The following is a 16,733-nucleotide window of genomic DNA, read 5'->3' as shown; positions in this document are numbered from 1 at the left end:
TTGGGTTCTTCTCTTGGGTTTCTTCCGGGTGGAGACAGGCACTTCAGAAAAACAACAGCGCCGGCGAAAGGGCTTTCCATCAGGAGGTGGCGATCTTGGTCTTGTCGGTTTCGGAGGTCACTGAAAACTCCTTGCGCAAGGTCGGCTTGTGGATCTTGCCGGTGGCGTTGCGCGGCAGCGCGGCGACGAAGCGCACCTGGCGCGGGCATTTGAAGCGCGCGAGGTTGGCCGAGCAATGGGCGAACAATTCGGCTTCGGTGAGCCTCTCGCCCGGCTTGACCACGACGATGGCGAGGCCCACCTCGCCCCATTGCGGATCCGGAATGCCGATTACGGCGGCTTCCGCAATCGCGGTGAGCTGATGCAGGACGTTCTCGACCTCGGCCGGGTAGACGTTCTCGCCGCCGGAAATGTACATGTCCTTCCAGCGATCGACGATGTAGTAGAAGCCTTCTTCGTCGACGCGTGTCGCATCGCCGGTATGCAGCCAGCCGTCGGTGAAGGAGGATTTGTTCGCCTCCGGCCTGTTCCAATAGCCCGGCGTGATGTTCGGCCCCTTCACCCAGAGCTCACCCAGCTCGCCGATATCCGCATCGTTGCCGTCGGGCCGCACGATCCGCACCTCCGTGTGCAGCACCGGCTTGCCTGCGGAGCCCGCTTTGCGCGCCGCATCCTCGCGGTCGAGCACCAGCACCGCCGGCGAGGTCTCGGTCATGCCGTAGCCCTGCTGCAGCGCGACGCCGCGTGCCTCCCAGACTTTCAGGAGCGGCACCGGCATCGGCGCGCCGCCGACACCGCCGACGATCAGCCGGCTGAGATCGGTGGTCGCAAAGACCGGATGCTGCGCCATGAACTGGTAGATCGCGGGCACGCCGAAGAAGACGTTGATGCCCTGTGCGGGATCGTTGATCAGGCCGAGCGCAGTGCCGGGATCGAAGGCGCGCATGATCAGCACGGTGCCGCCGGCATGCAGCACCGGATTGGTGTAGCAGTTGAGCCCGCCGGTATGGAACAGCGGCAGCACGGTGAGCAGCACCGAGGATGGCCCGATGCAGGCGGGACCGCCGAGATTGACGCAATTCCAGAAGGTCATGCCATGGGTGATGGTCGCGCCCTTCGGGTGCCCCGTCGTGCCCGACGTGTACATGATGGTCGAGACGTCATCGAGCGTGACCTCTTCGATCCGGTCGAGCGGCTTTGCGGCGGCGATGCCGGCCTCGTACGAGCCGCTTGCGCCGAGCAGCAGGTGGGAGGCGACACCGCAGAGCTTGGCGACGCTAAGCGCGGTCTCGGCGAGATCGGCGTCGTGGATCATCACCTTCGGCGCGCAATCGCCGACGATGAACTGGAGCTCGGGGACGGTGAGGCGGGTGTTGAGCGGCACGAAGATGGCGCCGAGCCGCCCGCAGGCGAATTGCACTTCCAGCGTGTCCGTCGTGTTCAGCGCCAGCACCGCGACGCGGTCGCCGCGCGAGACCTTCAGCGCATCGCGCAGGAACGAGGCGAGGCGCGAGATGCGGGCATCAAGCTGCGAATAGGTGAAGTGGCGCTCGCTCGCGAGATCGATGGCCGCGACCTTGCCAGGTGTGCGGCGAGCATGATGGACGATCCAGTCGTAATAACGAACGGCCATAACTTCCTCCCTCGACGGTCTTGTGCCGTCTGCATTTTTATTGCCGTGCACCATGCCCGGCGTGGCCCTGGGAGGCCAGCCGGAGTTTTGTGCAGCACGTCTTTTTTTGATCCGGAGTTGGTCCGCGAGGGACGAAAACTGTCTTGCGTTGAGTTGCTAGGTCGTGGCCTGCTTGGCGTCGCTCTGTCGGGGCAGCCACTCCGCGCAAGTGAGCCGCCAATGTTCCGGCCATGGTGGATGCGAAGAATCGCCATCAGCGAGGCGAAAGCGCAATGAAGAGCCCGTTCTATACCGCCGAGCATGATGCCTTCCGCGACGTGATGCGTCGTTTCGTCGAGAAGGAGATCGAGCCTTACGCCCATGAATGGGACGAGGCCGGCGAATTCCCGCGTGCGCTCTATCGCAAGGCTGCCGAGATCGGGCTGCTCGGGCTGGGATTCCCCGAGGAATTTGGCGGCATCCAGGCCGACCAGTTCATGAAGATCGTGGCCAGCCAGGAAATGGCGCGCGCTGGTGCGGGCGGCGTCAGCGCCAGCCTGATGAGCCACACCATCGGCTCGCCGCCGATCGCACGCGCGGCACGGCCCGAGATCAAGGCAAGAGTGCTGCCGCAAATTCTCGCCGGCGAGAAGATTTCCGCGCTGGCCATCACGGAGCCGAGCGGCGGCTCCGACGTCGCGAGCTTGCGCACCAAGGCGCGGCGTGACGGCGATCACTACGTCGTGAGCGGCGAGAAGACCTTCATCACGTCGGGCGTGCGCGCCGACTATCTGACCGTTGCCGTGCGTACCGGCGGCGAGGGCGCCGGCGGCGTCAGCCTGCTCCTGATCGAAGGCAACACGCCCGGCCTGTCGCGGACGAAATTGAAGAAGATGGGCTGGTGGGCCTCCGACACCGCGACGCTGCATTTCGACGACTGCCGTGTGCCGGCCGAGAACCTGATCGGCGAGGAAGGCCAGGGCTTCAAGATCATCATGCAGAACTTCAACAGCGAGCGCATGGGCATGGCGGCGAGCTGCACCGCCTTTGCGCGGGTCTGCGTCGATGAGGCGATCGCCTACGCCAGGGAGCGCAAGACTTTTGGCAAGCCGCTCGCCCAGCACCAGGTGATCCGCCACAAGATCGTCGACATGGCGCAGAAGGTCGCAGCGTCGCAAGCGATGCTGGAGCTGCTGGCCTGGCGGCTGGAGCAGGGCGAGAGCCCGGTCGCGGAAATTTGCATGATGAAGAACCAGGCGACGCAGACCATGGCGTTCTGCGCCTCGGAAGCGGTGCAGATCTTCGGCGGTGCCGGCTTCATGCGCGGCATCAAGGCCGAGCGGATCTACCGTGAGGTCAAGGTCAACGCCATCGGCGGCGGCACCGAGGAGATCATGAAGGATCTCGCGAGCAGGCAGATGGGGTTGTGACTTTCTGTCATTCCGGGGCGACGCGAAGGGTCGAACCCGGAATCCATCGGGTCGCATATGCCCGCGGAGAAATGGATTCCAGGCTCATCGCTTCGCGATGCCCGGAATGACGAGATGAACGTCGATTAAAGTTCGAGGAGACAATGCTGTTCACCGCCGACCACGACGAGATCCGCCGTAGCTTGCAGAAATTCATCGCCAACGAGATCAATCCTCATGTCGATGAATGGGAGAAGGCCGACATCTTCCCGGCGCATGAGCTGTTCAAGAAAATGGGCGGCCTCGGTTTCCTCGGGCTGAACAAGCCGGTCGAGTTCGGCGGCTCCGGCCTCGACTACTCCTACGCGCTGATGATGGCGGAGGAACTAGGGGCCATCACCTGCGGCGGCGTGCCGATGGCGATCGGGGTGCAGACCGACATGGCGACGCCCGCGCTGGCGCGGTTCGGCTCGGACGAGGTACGCCGAGAGTTTTTGGCGCCGTCGATCTCCGGCGATTACGTTGCCTGCATCGGTGTCTCCGAGCCCGGTGCAGGATCGGACGTCGCCTCGATCAAGACCAATGCACGCTCGGACGGCGACGACTACGTCATCAATGGCGGGAAGATGTGGATCACCAACGGCACGCAGGCCGACTGGATCTGCCTGCTCGCCAACACCAGCGATGGGCCCGTTCACCGCAACAAGTCGCTGATCTGCGTGCCCATGAAGAGCAAGGGCGTTACTGTCGCGCGAAAACTCGACAAGATGGGCATGCGGTCCTCGGACACGGCGCAGATCTTCTTCGACAATGTCCGGGTGCCCAAACGCAACCGGATCGGCGAGGAGGGCAAGGGCTTCACCTACCAGATGATCCAGTTCCAGGAGGAACGTCTCTGGGGCGCGGCCGCCTGCCTGAAGGCCCACGAATACATCATCAACGAGACCATCGAATACACCCGCAACCGCAAAGCCTTCGGCCAGAGCATCCTCGACAACCAGGTCGTGCACTTCAAGCTTGCGGAGATGCAGACCGAGGTCGAGCTGCTGCGCGCGCTGATCTATCGCGCCGGCGAGGCGCTGGTCGCCGGTGAGGACGTCACCAGGCTTGCCACCATGGCCAAGCTCAAGGCCGGCCGTCTCGGCCGCGAGCTCACCGACGCCTGCTTGCAATATTGGGGCGGAATGGGCTTTACCAACGAGACGCCGGTCAGCCGAGCCTATCGCGACAGCCGCCTGACCTCGATCGGCGGCGGCGCCGACGAGGTCATGCTGATGGTCCTGTGCAAGATGATGGGCACGCTGCCCGGCAGCACGAAAGGTTGAGCATGATCTTTTCGGAAAACCGCTGCACACTTTGCGCTGGCGCGGCCCTTCGGGTCCGGATCATGCTCTAGGGGGAATGCCTGATGATCACGCTCTACCACTGCGATGCTGCGCGCTCGTTCCGCCCGCTCTGGATGCTGGAGGAGATGGGGCTGCCATATGAGCTCAAGATGCTGCCGTTTCCGCCGCGTGTCTTCGCCAAGGATTATCTCGGCATCAATCCGCTTGGAACGATCCCTTATCTGATCGACGGCGAGACGCGGATGACGGAGTCCTCCGGCATCTGCCACTATCTCGGCGTCAAACACGGTCCGACGCCGCTGATGGTTGGCCCTGAGGATCCCGCCTACGGCGCGTTCCTGAACTGGATGTATTTCAGCGATGCCACGTTAACCTTCCCGCAGACGCTGGTGCTCCGGTACACCCAGCTCGAGCCCGAGGAGCGCCGCAATCCTCAAGTCGCCAGCGATTACGCAAAATGGTTCCTGGGTCGCCTGCGCGCCGTTGAGGCAGCGACCGCAAATGCCGAAACCTTGTGCGCCGGCCGCTTCACCGCCGCCGACATCGTCATCGGTTACGCGCTGCGGCTCGCGGACAACATCGGCCTCGCCAAGGATTTTGGGCCAAATGTCGCAGCCTATTGGGCCCGCCTGCAACAGCGCGACGGCTTCAAGCGCGCGGTCGCGGCGGAACAGAAGGCCGGCATCGAGCAGAACGTCGCGGCGCGGGTGAGGGCGTAAGCCCCTTCATCGTTGCCAGAGTTCCGGACGCGGCTCCTGACCGCCCCCGGAACGATGAAATGTCGCGCCTCCTGACAGCGCTATCCCGTCGTGACAGCGCCCAAATTTCCGCTAAGGTGACCTCCGTTCCGCAGCGGCCAGAGAGCCGCGCGAGGAGGACCGCCAATGGAAGACAAGGGTCGCGAATCCGACCATCTGATGCTGATCACGCCGGAGCGGGTGTTCTATGCCGGCCTGCTGGGCCGTCCCCGCAAGCGGACGCCCGGTTGCTGCCATGTCTATGTGGCGGTCAAAGGCAATCTGCATCTGACGATCGACGACGTCCTTGCCACGGGTGAATTGTTCGTCACGCTGCCGAACCAGCGGCATTCCATTGCCAGCGACTATCGCACCGCGATCAGTGTGACGCTCGAGCCGGAGAGCATGCCGGACGGCGTGATCGAGGCGTTGGCCGAGCGGCTGACCGGACCGGACAAGGCCGTCTTTGCCCGCAAGATCCTCGCCGCCTATGCGTTCCTGCGCCAGCGCCGCTATGGCGACATCACCACCGCCGAGTTCGACGAGATGTGCTTTGGCGAGGCGTTGCCGCGCCGCGTGCTCGACCCGCGTGTGACGCGCGCTGTCGCGCGCATCGAACGCTTCTCCGGCGAGCCGGTGACGGCGGATACCTGCGCCGCGGAAGCGGGCCTCTCGGCCTCGCGCTTCCTGCATCTGTTCAAGGAGGAGACCGGCATCTCCTTCCGATCATTCCGCGCCTGGAAGCGTGCGCGACACCTGCTGCACTATGCCAACCAGGACCTCAACCTCGCCCATCTCGCGCAGGACATCGGTTATCCCGATAGCACCCATTTCAGCCATTCGATCCGCCGCTTCTATGGGCTGAAGCCGCGCGCGATCTTCGTCGGCTCGCGGGATCTTGCGATCTATCGCAGCAGCGAGACGGTTAGGGAGCTTGCGGAGGCAAGCTAGCCAAATATCGCATCTTCGTAGGGTGGGCAAAGCGAAGCGTGCCCACCGCTTCCGTGAAGCGTGGAGAGACGCTGGGCCCAACGCAAAAGCGCCTTTGCCCATCCTACGACAGTGCCATTTTCCTAGCTTCTCCGCGCAAGAAGCCGCATGTCGCGCGTCACATGATCGCAAGCGTTGAATTCTCAACCTGCGAGACATCCGAGGCATGAGCGACAAGGCCGTCATCACCTGCGCGCTGAACGGCGTGCTTACCGACCCCAAGCAGCACAACGTGCCGGTCACGCCGGAAGAGATGGCGCGCGAGGCCAAGGCCGCGTTCGACGCCGGTGCCAGCATCATGCACATCCATCTGCGCCAGCAGGCGCCGAACAAGGGGCACCTGCCGTCCTGGGAGGTCGGCCTCAGCAAGGAGATCCAGCAGGCGATCCGCGAGGCCTGCCCCGGGGTGATCATCAACCATACCTCGGGTGTCTCTGGGCCGAACTACAGCGGCGCGCTCGATTGCATCCGAGAGACGAGGCCGGAGATTGCGGCCTGCAACGCCGGCTCACTGAACTATCTCAAGGTCAAGGCCGACAACACCTGGGCCTGGCCGCCGATGATGTTCGACAACGCGGTCGAGAAGGTGAAGGACTATCTCGACGTCATGAACGCGGTCGGCACCATCCCCGAGTTCGAATGCTTTGACGTCGGCATCGTCCGCTGCGTCGGCATGTACACCCAAGTCGGCATGTACGAGGGCCCGCTCGAATATAACTTCGTGATGGGCGTCGCCTCCGGCATGCCGTCCGATCCCGAGCTGCTGCCGATCCTGATCAAGCTGAAACGTCCCGAAGCACACTGGCAGGTCACGGCGATTGGCCGCGAAGAAATCTGGCCGCTGCACCAGCGCTGCGCCGAGCTCGGTGGCCACCTGCGCACGGGTCTTGAAGACACCTTCTATCTGGCCGACGGCAAGAAGGTGACGTCGAACGGCCAGCTCATCGAAGCAGTCGCCGCCTGCGCCCGCCGCGCCGGCCGCGAGATCGCGAGCCCGGCCGAGGCGCGGAAGATCTTTGGGACGAATCGGTAAGGTATCGCCTCAACCGTCATTGCGAGCGCAGCGAAGCAATCTAGAATCTCGCCGCGGAAGCAGTCTGGATTGCTTCGTCGCTTCGCTCCTCGCAATGACGAGCAGGATAGAGTTATGTCCATTCTCGAAAACACCATCTCCCCCGGCAGTGCCGCCTACCACGCCAACCGTGACGGCATGCTCGCCCTGATCGACCGCATGCGCGCGCTGGAAGAGCGTACGCGCGCGGCGTCCGCCGCCGCAAAGGATCGCTTCCATAAGCGCGGCCAGCTCTTGCCGCGCGAGCGCGTCGCGCTGGTGCTAGATCCCGGCGCGCCCTTCCTCGAGCTGTCGACGCTCGCCGGCTACATGTTCGACGTTCCGGATCCGAACAAGAGCGTGCCCGGTGGCGGGGTCATCGCCGGCATCGGCTTCGTCTCGGGCATCCGTTGCATGGTCAGCGCCAACGACGCCGGCATCGATGCCGGCGCTCTCCAGCCCTATGGCCTCGACAAGACCTTGCGCGTGCAGGAGTTGGCGCTGGAGAACAAGCTGCCTTATGTCCAGCTTGTCGAAAGTGCCGGTGCCAATCTTTTGCGCTACCGCGTTGAGGATTTCGTCCGCGGCGGCAACATTTTTCGCAATCTCGCACGTCTGTCGGCCGCAGGCCTGCCCGTCGTCACCGTCACGCACGGTTCATCAACCGCAGGCGGCGCCTATCAGACCGGACTCTCCGACTACATCGTCATGGTCCGCGGCCGTACCCGTGCGTTCCTTGCAGGGCCGCCTCTGCTGAAGGCCGCGACCGGCGAGATCGCGACCGAGGAGGAACTCGGCGGCGCTGAGATGCACACGCAGATCTCCGGCCTCGGCGACTATCTCGCCGAGGACGATCGCGACGCGCTGCGCATCGCGCGCGAGATCATGGCGGCGATGCAATGGGAGCGGCCGGGCAGGCTAGCTGCGAAATTCAAGCCGCCGCGCTACGACCAGGACGAGCTCCTCGGCATCATGCCGATGGACCACAAGCGTCCGGTCGACATGAAGCAGGTGATCGCGCGCATCGTTGACGATTCCGACTTCACCGAGATGGCGCCGAATTATGGCCCGGCCACCGTCTGCGGTCACGCCCGCATCGAGGGGCAGGCGATCGGCATCATCACCAACAACGGTCCGCTCGATCCGGCCGGCGCCAACAAGGCGACGCATTTCATCCAGGCCTGCTGCCAGACCCGCACGCCGCTGCTGTATCTGAACAACACCACCGGCTACATGGTCGGCAAGGCCTATGAGGAGGCCGGCATGATCAAGCACGGCTCGAAGATGATCCAGGCGGTGACATCAGCGACGGTGCCGCAGATCACCATCTATTGCGGCGCCTCCTTCGGCGCCGGCAATTACGGCATGTGCGGTCGCGGCTTCCATCCACGCTTCTGCTTCTCCTGGCCCAACGCCAAGACCGCGGTGATGGGCGGCGAGCAGGCTGCCGAAACCATGGCAATCGTGACCGAGGCTGCAGCCGCGCGCCGCGGCAAGCCGATCGAGAAGGACAAGTTGGAGGCCATGAAGGCGCAGATCGTCGGCGTCTTCGACGGCCAGATGGACGTATTCTCGACCAGCGCCCGCGTGCTCGACGACGGTGTGATCGATCCGCGCGACACCCGTGCGGTCCTGTCGGAGGTGCTGGCGATCTGCCGCGAGGGCGACGCGCGGAGCCCCCAGCGCATGCAATTTTCGGTGGCCCGCCCATGAGGAACGGATCAGTGCAGCACCGGCCGTTCTTCAAAGTGCTGGTCGCCAATCGAGGCGAGATCGCGCTGCGCGTGATGCGCAGTGCGCGGCGGCTCGGCCTTGGCGTCGTCGCGGTCTATTCGGACGCCGATCGCGACGCGCTGCATGTGCGGCAGGCCGATCGGGCCGTCCGCATCGGCGAAGCGCTGCCGGCGCAATCCTATCTCAACATCCCCGCGATCATCGCTGCGGCAAAGGCGAGCGGCGCGGATGCCGTGCATCCCGGTTACGGCTTCCTCGCCGAGAACGAGGAGTTCGCGCAGGCTTGCAAGGATGCCGACCTCGTCTTCATCGGCCCGTCGCCGCAGGCGATCGAGGCGATGGGGAACAAGGCCGGCGCCAAGGAAATCATGAAGAAGGCCGGCGTGCCCATCGTGCCCGGCTATCAGGGCGCTGACCAAAGCGACGAGGTGATGCTCGCCGAGGCCAGGAAGATCGGCTTCCCCGTGATGATCAAGGCGGTTGCCGGCGGTGGCGGCCGCGGCATGCGGCTCGTGACCGATGCCGCCACGTTCCCCGATGCGCTGCGCAGCGCGCGGTCGGAGGCCAAGGCGGCGTTCGGCGATCCCACAGTCATCCTTGAGCGCGCGATCCAGAACCCACGCCACATCGAAATCCAGGTCTTCGGCGACAGCCACGGCAACGCCATCCATCTCGGCGAGCGCGACTGCTCGGTGCAGCGGCGGCACCAGAAGCTGATCGAGGAGGCGCCGTCGCCGGCGGTGACGCCCGAGCTGCGCGCGAAGATGGGCGAGGTGGCGGTCGCGGCGGTAAAGGCACTGCGCTATGAGGGCGCCGGTACGCTGGAATTCCTGCTCGATGAGAGCGGCGAATTCTACTTCATGGAGATGAACACGCGTCTCCAGGTCGAGCATCCCGTGACCGAGGCGATCACCGGGCTCGATCTCGTCGAGCTGCAGCTGCGCGTCGCGCGCGGCGAGCCGCTGCCGGTGAAGCAGCAGGACATCAAATTCTCCGGCCATGCCATCGAGGTGCGGCTGTGCTCGGAGGACGCTGCGCACGACTTCATGCCGCAGTCCGGCCGCATCGCGCGCTGGCAGGTGCCGGAAGGAATCCGCGTCGAGCACGCGCTGGAATCGGGCTCGGAGATTCCGCCGTTCTATGATTCCATGATCGCCAAGGTCATCAGCCATGGCGCCACGCGCGAAGAGGCGCGCGGCCGCCTGATCCGTGGCCTGGAGCAGCTCACGGCCTTCGGCGTGACAACCAACCAGGCCTTCCTGATGTCCTGCCTGCGCCATCCCGGCTTTGCCAGGGGCGAGGCGACCACAGCCTTCATCGGTTCGCATCGCGATGAATTGCTGGCGCCGGGGAGGGACGGCGCGTTCAACCCGGCGCTCGCCGGTCTCCTGCTCTACGTCACCAACCCGCACGCGCCGTCATGGCGCGACGGGCGAAGCCTGGCGGCGACATTTCCGCTGCCGGCGAGGATCGAGATCGCCGGTCAAGCCTATGAGCTCGAAGTCACGCGCGAGCGCGACGGCAGCTACACCATTGCCAACGCCCGGCAGGACAGGTTCGAGATCGACCAGCTCGATTCCGACGCCATCCGTTTCCGCCACGATGGCGTGATGGACAACGCAAGATTCCTGCGCGACGGCGATCGGCTCTACCTTGCGCATCGCGGCGTCCCGCTCGCGGTGACGGATCTGACCCTCGCCGCGCCCAAGGCCGCCGCAGCGAACGGCGGCGACGGCAAGGTCCGCGCCGCCATGAACGGCCGCGTCGTCGCCGTGCTGGTCAAGCCGGGTGACCGCGTCGCCGCCGGTCAGCCCGTGATGACGCTGGAGGCGATGAAGATGGAGCACGTCCACAAGGCCGGCATCGACGGTGTGATTGCGGCGATCGACGTGACCGAAGGCGAGCAGGTCACGACGGGGAAGATCGTGGCGGAGATCGAGGCAGGCTAGCGCTGCGAGCACCGCAATCGTAGGGTGGGTTAGCCCTGCGACTGCGCGAGGCGCAGTTCGCTAGGCGTAACACACCTCTTTCGTTTCCGCAGAGATAGACAGTGGTGGGTTACGCCTCCCACCCTACGGTATCGCGTTGGGTCGCCCCGTCCCCTCGTTCAATAGACACGCCACCTGATGCCCCGCGCCGGCGTCCACCAGCGCCGGCCGCTCCGTCTTGCATCGCTCCATTGCAAACCGGCAGCGCGTATGGAAGGCGCAGCCCGAGGGCGGATTGACCGGGCTCGGCACGTCGCCGTCGACCAGCGGCGCGATCTTCTTGGCGTGCGGGTTCGCGATCGGCACCGAGGCGAGCAGGGCCTGTGTGTAGGGATGGCGCGGATTCCTAAACAGCTCGTCCTTGTCGGCGATCTCGACGATGCGGCCGAGATACATCACTGCGACGCGGTGGCTGATATGGGCGACCACGGCAAGGTCATGCGCGATGAAGAGGTAGGAAAAGCCGTGCTGCCGCTGCAGATCGATCAATAGGTTGATCACCTGCGCCTGGATCGAGACGTCGAGCGCCGAGACCGGCTCGTCGCAGACGATCAGGCGCGGCTCCAGCGCGAGCGCACGCGCGATGCAGATGCGCTGGCGCTGGCCGCCCGAAAATTGATGCGGGAAATTGCGCATCTGGTCGGGCCGGAGGCCTACCTGCTCGAACAGCTTTGCGACGCGCGCTTCCAGCGCCTTGCCGCTGGCGAGGCCATGCACCGCAATTGGCTCGCCGACGATGTCGCCTGCGGTCATGCGCGGATTGAGCGAAGCGAACGGGTCCTGGAACACGATCTGCATCGAGCGGCGATGCGGCCTGAGCTCGGCCTTGGAGAGATGGGTGATGTCCTCGCCCCTGAGCCGGATCTGGCCTGAGGTCGGCTCGACCAGCCGCAGCACGCTGCGTGCGACCGTCGACTTGCCGCAGCCGGACTCGCCGACCAACCCCAGCGTCTCGCCGGTGCCAAGCGCAAACGAGACGCCATCGACCGCATGCACGGTGCCGACCTGCCGGCGCAACACGCCGGCACGCACCGGGTAATGCTTCGTGAGATCGGTGACTTCGAGCAGCGCCTCGGTCATGCGACCTCCGCGACTTCTGCCGCGCGCCAGCAGGCGGCGAGATGGCCGCCGCCCCAATCGGCGAGCGGCGGATATTCCTCCTGGCAGCGCTTGATCGCGAGCTTGCAGCGCGGCGCGAAGGCGCAGCCCGTCGGCAGCCGCACCAGGGACGGCACCGTGCCGGGAATTTCGTTGAGCCGCGCCTGCGCCGGGACTCCGGACGCCGGCACCGCCGGGATCGAGGCCATCAGCCCGCGCGTGTATGGATGTTTTGGTGCGGCGAACAGCGCCTCGACGCTCGCTTCCTCGACCTTCTTCCCGGCATACATCACGATCACCCGCTGCGCAGTCTGTGCGACGACGCCGAGATCGTGCGTGATCAGCACGAGGCCGGTGCCAAGCTCCTTCTGAAGATCGAGGATCAGCGCCAGGATCTGGGCCTGGATGGTGACGTCGAGCGCGGTGGTCGGCTCGTCCGCGATCAGCAGCGCCGGCCGGCAGGCCAGCGCCATTGCGATCATCGCGCGCTGGCGCATGCCGCCCGAAAGCTGGTGCGGATATTCCCTGGCGCGGCGCGCCGGCTCGGGGATCCGCACCAGGCGCAGCATTTCGACCGCGATGTCATGGGCCTCCTTGGCCGACAAGTTCCGGTGCAGCCGCACGGCCTCGACGATCTGGTCGCCGATCCGCATCACCGGATTGAGCGAGGTCATCGGCTCCTGGAAGATCATGGAGATGCGATTGCCCCGGATCGCGCGCATGGCCGCTTCGTCCAGCGTGAGCAGGTCGGTGCCTTCGAGCGTGACCGAGCCGCCGACGATGCGGCCGGGCGGATCTGGCACGAGCCGCAGCAGCGACAGCGCGGTGACGCTCTTGCCGCAGCCGGATTCGCCGACGATCGCCAGCGTCTCGCCGCGCTTCACGGTGAAGGAGACGTCGTCCACGGCCTTGAACAGGCCGGAATTGGTGAAGAACACCGTTTTCAGGTTCTTCACATCGAGCACGATATCGGATTTTTCCGTCATCAGCCGCGTTGCCTCGGATCGAGGATGTCGCGCAGGGCGTCACCGAACAGATTGGTACCGAACACGGCGAGGCTGATCGCGATGCCCGGGAAGATCACCAGCCACGGCGCGGTGCGGACATATTCGGCCGCCGATTCCGACAGCATGCGTCCCCAGGATGGATAGGGCTCGGGAATGCCGAGGCCGAGAAAGGACAGCGAGGCTTCGGTGAGAATGGTCGAGCCGAGCTGGGCGGTGGCGAGTACGATCAGCGGTGCCAGCGTGTTGGGCAGGACGTGGCGGATCGCAATCCGCACTTCGCTCATGCCGATCGATTTGGCGGCCTCGACGAACGGCTGCTCACGCAGCGCCAGCGTGTTGGCGCGGATCACGCGGGCGACAGTCGGGATCAGCGGAATGGCGATCGCGAGGATCACGTTCGGCAGCGACGGGCCGAGCGCGGCCGTCATGACCAGCGCCAGCACGAGCAGCGGCAGCGCCTGCAGGATGTCGGAGACGCGCTGGAACACCAGATCGAACCAGCCGGCAAGATAGCCCGAGGTCAGCCCCACGATCACGCCGATTGTGCCGCCAAGCGCGGTCGAGCCGATCCCGACCGCGAGCGAGATCCGCGCGCCGTGGATGATGCGGCTGAACACGTCGCGGCCGAAGGAGTCGGTGCCCATCCAGTGCGTGGCGCTGGGACGTGCCAGCGCATGCGCCGCATCGACCGTCAGCGGATCATAGCGCGCGATGAAGTCGGCGAAGATGGCCGTGAGCACGAACACCGTCATGATGACGAGGCCGGCCGCCCCGAGGACGTGACGCCGCGCCAGGAACAGCACGCGTCGCCAGCCACCGGTCGCATTGGCGCCGGCGCGCTTGAGCTCGAGATCATAGTCGATTGTCGCCATGCGGTTACCTTCTCCCTCTCCCCGCTTGCGGGGAGAGGGTCGGGGTGAGGGGGGCTCTCCGCGGGGACGGTGCTAGAGAGACTCGCGGAAGCTCCCCCTCACCCGGATTGCATCTGCGATGCAATCCGACCTCTCCCCGTAAGCGGGGAGAGGTGAAAAGCAGCGCAGGCCTTCTGATCCAATCGGCGTTCATACGGTCAGTCCGTAAACCGGATGCGCGGGTCGAACACGGCGTAGAGCATGTCGACGGTGAAATTCGCGAACACCACGACGATCGCGATGAACATCACGAGGTTCTGCACGATCGGATAGTCGCGCCAGCGGATTGCCTCGACCAGGAAACGCGCGACGCCGGGGATGTTGAACACGGTCTCGGTGACGATGAGGCCGCCGATCAGGAAGGCTGCCTCGATGCCGATCACTGTGATGACGGGCAAGATCGCGTTCTTCAGTGCGTGGTGATAGTTCACCGCGGCGTCGGATGCGCCCTTGGCGCGCGCGGTGCGGATATAGTCCTGCCGCAGCACCTCCAGCATCGACGAGCGCGTGATGCGCATGGTCAGCGCGGCGCTGCGGAAGCCGACCGCGGCGGCCGGCACGGCGTAGGTCGCGAAAGCCTCCAGCCAGGTCTGCGGATTTGGGTTGAAGATCGGCATCTGGCCGAACATTGCGACCGACGCGGTCAGGATCAGAAGGCCCAGCCAGAACGAGGGCAGCGACAAGCCGCTGAGGCTGACCACACGCAGCGCGTAATCGAGCTTAGTTCCCTGCTTCACCGCGCTAATGACGCCAAGCGGAATGCCGATCGAGGCGGAGAACAGCAGCGCCAATCCGGCGAGCCGCGCCGTGATCGGAATGCGTGGCAAGATCTCCTGCAGAGCCGGCTTCTCCGAGACGTAGGAGTAGCCGAAATCGCCGCGCAGGAAGCCGCCGATCCAGTGCAGATATTGCACCACCAGCGGCTGATCGATGCCGAGCTCCTTTTCGAGATTGACCTTGTCGGCGGGATCGACATAGCCGGCCGCGGCAAACAGGATGTCGACGATGTTGCCGGGTACGATACGCAGCAGGAAGAAGATGACGATCGAGATCCCGAACAGGGTCACGAGCATCAGGAACAGGCGGCGCACCAGATAGGCAAACATCCCAACGCCTCCTGCCGAGCCTTTAACCGCCCGTTCGTCGCGTTACTTGTCCAGCCACAAATCCTCGTAACGATAGCCATTATAGGAGCTGTTCGTCATGATCGTCACGCCCTTGACGTAAGGCTGCCAGCAGGTGCCCATGCGGCTGTGGAAGATGATCGGACGGGCGACGTCCTCCTGCAGCTTCTTGTCGATCTCCCACACCAGCTTCTTGCGTTTGTCGATATTCGTCTCCTGCGACTGCACGTCGAACAGCTTCTCGATCTCCTTGTTGCAGTAATTGGTGTAGTTGCGTTCCGAGCCGCAGGAATAGTTCTCGTAGAAAGACTGGTCGGGATCGTCGACGGCGTTGCCGGTGAGGTTGAGCCCGATCATGTAATCCTTGCGCGCGATCTTCGGGAACCAGTTCGCGGTCTCCACCACGTCGAGCTCGCCGTCGATATAGATGCTCTTGAGCTGGTCGATCAGGATCACCGCGGGATCGCGGTAGACCGGGATGTTGCGGGTCGAGACCTTGACGGCGAGATGCTTGTCCGGTCCGTAGCCGGCCTTCTGCATCAGCTTCCCGGCCTCTTCGCGGTTGGCCTTCACGTCGGGGCCATAGCCGGGAATGGTCTCGAGCATCTCCTTGGGCATGCCCCAAAGACCATTCGGTGGCGGCAGCATGGTGCCGCCGATGTCGCCCTGGCCCTCGAACAAGATCGAGATGAAGGCCTTGCGGTCGAGCGCCAGCGCCATAGCGCGGCGGATGTCGGCATTGTCGAACGGCGCGGCCGTCGAATTGACGATGATGTTGGTCGAGACGTTGGTCGGCGCGATCTCGCATATCGCGTTCGGCGCTTGCGATTTGACGTCCTTCACCAGCGGGATCGTCACCTCGGTCGGAAAGGTCATGTCGAACTTGCCAGCCACGAAGGCGAGGATTGCGGTCGAGCGGTTCGGGATGATGGTGAACTCGATGCCGTCGAGATAGGGCCGGCCCTCCCGCCAATAGTCGGGATTGCGGGTCAGCTTGATCGATTCATTGGCCTTGAACTCGACGAATTTGAACGGACCGGTGCCGATCGGACGCGTGCGCATCTCCGCCGGAGAGACGTGGCAGGGATAGACCGGCGTGTAGCCGGAGGCGAGCAACGCCAGCAGCGAGGGTTGCGGCCGCTTCAGGTTGAAGGAGACCTCGAAATCGCCGTTGGTCGTGATGTCGTTGACCTCGTTGTACCAGGCCTTGCGCGGGTTCTGGCGGAACTTCTGCTGCGACTTGCCCATCAGCATGTCGAAGGTGCATTTGACGTCCGCCGACGTGAACGGCTTGCCGTCATGCCATTTCACGCCCTGGCGCAGCTTGAAGGTCAGGGTCTTGTTGTCGTTCACCCACGCCCAGCTCTCCGCGAGCTCCGGGACGATGCTGTCCATGCTGTTCTGCGCCACGTCCTGCTTGAAGATGACGAGGTTGTTGAAGACAGGCATGAAGGGAATGTTGACCGAATAGGTCGCGCCTTCGTGGATCGAGGCGTTGGCGGGGCTATCGCGATGATACATCCGTAAAATGCCGCCCTGTTTGGGCCCAGCGGCGAGCGTGGTCGTTGAGGTCGTCAGCACAGATAGCGCCGCCACTGCGGCGAGCGCCCACACGCTCCGCATGCTCATCCTCCCTGGACATCGGCCTTTTGTGGCCTGTTTGTCGTAACGATAGCGACGCGGGCGGAGCGAGGCAACGGCCAAGGCTCTCTGCGGCCTTGGCAAT

Annotated in this window: 13 protein-coding genes; 7 read left to right on the top strand and 6 right to left on the bottom strand. The window is 64.6% G+C overall.

Annotated elements, in window-relative coordinates:
• Window positions 1-79: 79 nt before the first annotated feature.
• Window positions 80-1,633 carry a long-chain fatty acid--CoA ligase gene (locus tag K289_RS0101765; protein ID WP_027549878.1) on the bottom strand — a complete coding sequence of 518 codons (1,554 nt, stop codon included), beginning with the start codon at window positions 1,631-1,633 and terminating at the stop codon, window positions 80-82.
• Between the two features lie 272 nt (window positions 1,634-1,905).
• On the opposite strand from K289_RS0101765, the gene K289_RS0101760 reads away from it, so the two are divergent.
• The 7 genes from K289_RS0101760 (at window position 1,906) to K289_RS0101730 (ending at window position 10,828) form a co-directional block, all read left to right on the top strand.
• Complete coding sequence (locus K289_RS0101760) at window positions 1,906-3,042, top strand: acyl-CoA dehydrogenase family protein (protein WP_027549877.1); 1,137 nt, start codon at window positions 1,906-1,908, stop codon at window positions 3,040-3,042.
• A 143-nt stretch (window positions 3,043-3,185) separates the two neighbouring features.
• The gene (locus tag K289_RS0101755; protein WP_027549876.1) at window positions 3,186-4,346 is read left to right on the top strand and encodes an acyl-CoA dehydrogenase family protein; all 1,161 of its coding nucleotides are present in this window, start codon (window positions 3,186-3,188) and stop codon (window positions 4,344-4,346) included.
• A gap of 83 nt (window positions 4,347-4,429) precedes the next feature.
• The gene (locus tag K289_RS0101750; protein WP_027549875.1) at window positions 4,430-5,086 is read left to right on the top strand and encodes a glutathione S-transferase family protein; all 657 of its coding nucleotides are present in this window, start codon (window positions 4,430-4,432) and stop codon (window positions 5,084-5,086) included.
• A 165-nt stretch (window positions 5,087-5,251) separates the two neighbouring features.
• The gene (locus tag K289_RS0101745; RefSeq protein ID WP_027549874.1) at window positions 5,252-6,055 is read left to right on the top strand and encodes an AraC family transcriptional regulator; all 804 of its coding nucleotides are present in this window, start codon (window positions 5,252-5,254) and stop codon (window positions 6,053-6,055) included.
• Between the two features lie 205 nt (window positions 6,056-6,260).
• Window positions 6,261-7,127, top strand: a complete 867-nt coding sequence (locus tag K289_RS0101740; protein WP_027549873.1) for a 3-keto-5-aminohexanoate cleavage protein — start codon at window positions 6,261-6,263, stop codon at window positions 7,125-7,127.
• Window positions 7,128-7,241: 114 nt separating this feature from the next.
• Entirely contained in the window at window positions 7,242-8,858 is a 1,617-nt protein-coding gene (locus tag K289_RS0101735; protein WP_027549872.1) for an acyl-CoA carboxylase subunit beta, read from the top strand.
• Window positions 8,855-10,828: an acetyl-CoA carboxylase biotin carboxylase subunit gene (locus K289_RS0101730; protein ID WP_027549871.1), complete on the top strand. Its 1,974-nt coding sequence runs from the start codon at window positions 8,855-8,857 to the stop codon at window positions 10,826-10,828. Before K289_RS0101735 ends, K289_RS0101730 begins: the two co-directional genes overlap by 4 nt.
• A 123-nt stretch (window positions 10,829-10,951) precedes the next feature.
• Here the strand turns inward: K289_RS0101730 and K289_RS0101725 are convergent, their stop codons facing one another.
• From K289_RS0101725 to K289_RS0101705, 5 genes are all read right to left on the bottom strand, one after another.
• Window positions 10,952-11,947: an ABC transporter ATP-binding protein gene (locus tag K289_RS0101725; protein WP_027549870.1), complete on the bottom strand. Its 996-nt coding sequence runs from the start codon at window positions 11,945-11,947 to the stop codon at window positions 10,952-10,954.
• Complete coding sequence (locus tag K289_RS0101720; protein ID WP_027549869.1) at window positions 11,944-12,951, bottom strand: ABC transporter ATP-binding protein; 1,008 nt, start codon at window positions 12,949-12,951, stop codon at window positions 11,944-11,946. Before K289_RS0101720 ends, K289_RS0101725 begins: the two co-directional genes overlap by 4 nt.
• Window positions 12,951-13,844 (bottom strand): ABC transporter permease, encoded by an 894-nt coding sequence (locus tag K289_RS0101715; RefSeq protein ID WP_027549868.1) that lies wholly within the window; start codon window positions 13,842-13,844, stop codon window positions 12,951-12,953. Before K289_RS0101715 ends, K289_RS0101720 begins: the two co-directional genes overlap by 1 nt.
• A 197-nt stretch (window positions 13,845-14,041) precedes the next feature.
• Window positions 14,042-14,989: an ABC transporter permease gene (locus tag K289_RS0101710; protein ID WP_027549867.1), complete on the bottom strand. Its 948-nt coding sequence runs from the start codon at window positions 14,987-14,989 to the stop codon at window positions 14,042-14,044.
• Between the two features lie 42 nt (window positions 14,990-15,031).
• The gene (locus tag K289_RS0101705) at window positions 15,032-16,630 is read right to left on the bottom strand and encodes an ABC transporter substrate-binding protein (RefSeq protein ID WP_027549866.1); all 1,599 of its coding nucleotides are present in this window, start codon (window positions 16,628-16,630) and stop codon (window positions 15,032-15,034) included.
• Window positions 16,631-16,733: the final 103 nt, after the last annotated feature.

This window comes from Bradyrhizobium sp. Cp5.3 (assembly GCF_000426265.1).
GTDB lineage: Bacteria > Pseudomonadota > Alphaproteobacteria > Rhizobiales > Xanthobacteraceae > Bradyrhizobium > Bradyrhizobium neotropicale.
This window is presented reverse-complemented; position numbering and strand designations above follow the sequence as displayed.

Excerpts from the sequence above, each read along its gene's own strand:
- K289_RS0101720 (WP_027549869.1), bottom strand. The coding sequence starts at position 12,951 with ATGACGGAAAAATCCGATATCGTGCTCGATGTGAAGAACCTGAAAACG.
- K289_RS0101760 (WP_027549877.1), top strand. The coding sequence starts at position 1,906 with ATGAAGAGCCCGTTCTATACCGCCGAGCATGATGCCTTCCGCGACGTG.
- K289_RS0101715 (WP_027549868.1), bottom strand. The coding sequence starts at position 13,844 with ATGGCGACAATCGACTATGATCTCGAGCTCAAGCGCGCCGGCGCCAAT.
- K289_RS0101725 (WP_027549870.1), bottom strand. The coding sequence starts at position 11,947 with ATGACCGAGGCGCTGCTCGAAGTCACCGATCTCACGAAGCATTACCCG.
- K289_RS0101755 (WP_027549876.1), top strand. The coding sequence starts at position 3,186 with ATGCTGTTCACCGCCGACCACGACGAGATCCGCCGTAGCTTGCAGAAA.
- K289_RS0101740 (WP_027549873.1), top strand. The coding sequence starts at position 6,261 with ATGAGCGACAAGGCCGTCATCACCTGCGCGCTGAACGGCGTGCTTACC.
- K289_RS0101730 (WP_027549871.1), top strand. The coding sequence starts at position 8,855 with ATGAGGAACGGATCAGTGCAGCACCGGCCGTTCTTCAAAGTGCTGGTC.
- K289_RS0101765 (WP_027549878.1), bottom strand. The coding sequence starts at position 1,633 with ATGGCCGTTCGTTATTACGACTGGATCGTCCATCATGCTCGCCGCACA.
- K289_RS0101750 (WP_027549875.1), top strand. The coding sequence starts at position 4,430 with ATGATCACGCTCTACCACTGCGATGCTGCGCGCTCGTTCCGCCCGCTC.
- K289_RS0101745 (WP_027549874.1), top strand. The coding sequence starts at position 5,252 with ATGGAAGACAAGGGTCGCGAATCCGACCATCTGATGCTGATCACGCCG.
- K289_RS0101710 (WP_027549867.1), bottom strand. The coding sequence starts at position 14,989 with ATGTTTGCCTATCTGGTGCGCCGCCTGTTCCTGATGCTCGTGACCCTG.
- K289_RS0101705 (WP_027549866.1), bottom strand. The coding sequence starts at position 16,630 with ATGCGGAGCGTGTGGGCGCTCGCCGCAGTGGCGGCGCTATCTGTGCTG.
- K289_RS0101735 (WP_027549872.1), top strand. The coding sequence starts at position 7,242 with ATGTCCATTCTCGAAAACACCATCTCCCCCGGCAGTGCCGCCTACCAC.